General features: G+C 65.1%; 2 protein-coding genes. One reads left to right on the top strand and one right to left on the bottom strand.

Annotated elements, in window-relative coordinates:
* Positions 1–312: AsnC family transcriptional regulator (locus EN914_RS35005; protein ID WP_127389671.1), on the bottom strand; the 312-nt coding region annotated here is incomplete at its 3' end.
* Positions 313–439: 127 nt separating this feature from the next.
* On the opposite strand from EN914_RS35005, the gene EN914_RS35000 reads away from it, so the two are divergent.
* The gene (locus EN914_RS35000) at positions 440–1,435 is read left to right on the top strand and encodes an ornithine cyclodeaminase family protein (protein WP_024501632.1); all 996 of its coding nucleotides are present in this window, start codon (positions 440–442) and stop codon (positions 1,433–1,435) included.
* The last annotated feature ends 127 nt before the right edge of the window (positions 1,436–1,562 follow it).

Below are 1,562 nucleotides of genomic sequence, written 5' to 3'. Positions count from 1 at the left end.
GCCGCCGACCACCATGTGGCACTCGATGATCTCGGGCGCCCGCAATACGGCCTCGGCGAAGCGGTCGAAGACATGCGGCGCCGTGTGGTCGAGCCGCACTTCGATGAAGACGAGCTGCGCCTGTCCGATTTTGGCCGGATCGAGCACGGCGCGCACCGCGCGGATAAACCCGTCGGCGAACAGCCGCTTGACGCGCTGCGCCGCCCCGGTCGGCGACAGGCCGACCCGCCGGGCCAGATCGAGCGTCGTGCGGCGGCCGTCCTCCTGCAACAAACGCAGCAGCGAGCGGTCGATACGGTCGAGATCGTCCATTTCAGGATTCACGCTTTCTGAGCCGAACACGCGTGATAATCACGCCAAAATAACAAAAACAGCATATTTCATCACGCCGATAGATCGCAATACCGTTGTCGTGCAACCGACAACGAAAGCGGATTCCATGACATCAGCGATATCCACCTCCCGCAGCGCCCAGGCCAAGGGTGACACGCCCGTACTCATCCTGAGCGAGGCCGAGGTGAAAACCTGCATCGACCTGCACGAGCTTCTCGACGTGCTCGCCGGCGGCTTCAAGGCGCTGTCCGGCGGCAAGGTGGTCAATCCGGGACGGCCGCAGCTCGATATTCCGCAGGTCGGCTATTCGCTGGCGATGTCGGCATGGATGGCAGGCATGCATCTGACGGTGAAGATCGTCAACGTCTTCGAGGGCAACGTCGCCAAAGGCATCCCCAGCCACCTCGCCACCATCCATCTGTTCGACCCTGAGACGGGCATGCCGGTCTGCGTCATGGACGGCACCTATATCACCGCAGTGCGCACCTCCGGCTCGGCCGTGCTCTCGGTGCGTGAACTCGCCCGCCGCGACGCCAAGGTCGCGACGGTGATCGGCGCCGGCGTGCAGGCCGGCCAGCATCTGCATCTTTTGCCGCTGGTGCGCGACTTCGCCGAAATCCGCGTCGTCTCGAAGGAATTCGCCGATGCGCAGGCGCTCGCCGCGCAATATCCCGGCGTCGTTGCCGTCGCCGATATAGAGGCCGCGGTGCGCTCGTCCGACGTCGTCTGCCTGGCAACGCATTCCTATGCGCCGGTGATCTCGGCCGACTGGGTGCGGTCCGGCAGCCACGTCTCGTCGGTAGGCGTCGCCCCGCCGGGCGGCGAGTTGCCGGTCGAGCTTGTCGGGCGGGCCAGCCTGTTCGTCGAGACCAGGGATGCCTTTGCCCCGACGCCGGTCGGTTCCTGCGAACTGGCGGGCATTGATCCGCAAACCGGAACCGAGCTTGGCGAAATGCTGCTCGGACTGCGGCCGGGACGGGTCAGCGCCGATCAGGTCACCGTCTACAAGGCCATGGGCGTCGCCATGGAAGACATGGTGGCCGCGGACCTTGCCTACCGCAAGGCGGTTCGGCGGGGAATGGGACGTGTGGTTGCGCTGTAGCGGAGCCCCTCGATTGTTGAAGCCAGCGCCGCCCGTCGATAGGATCGTCCTTCTCCCCGTTCACGGCAGAGCTATCGCACATGGAATTCCTGAGATGTCTGCCCGGCACGCACCCCCACCCCTAACC

The sequence above is a fragment of the Mesorhizobium sp. M7A.F.Ca.CA.001.08.2.1 genome, assembly GCF_003998455.1.
In the GTDB taxonomy this organism is placed as follows: domain Bacteria; phylum Pseudomonadota; class Alphaproteobacteria; order Rhizobiales; family Rhizobiaceae; genus Mesorhizobium; species Mesorhizobium ciceri.
The sequence above is the reverse complement of the archived record's forward strand: the minus strand, read 5'-3'. Positions and strand labels throughout refer to the sequence as shown.

Bases quoted from the DNA above. Each gene is read 5' to 3' on its own strand.
- EN914_RS35000 (WP_024501632.1), top strand. From the start codon at position 440: ATGACATCAGCGATATCCACCTCCCGCAGCGCCCAGGCCAAGGGTGAC.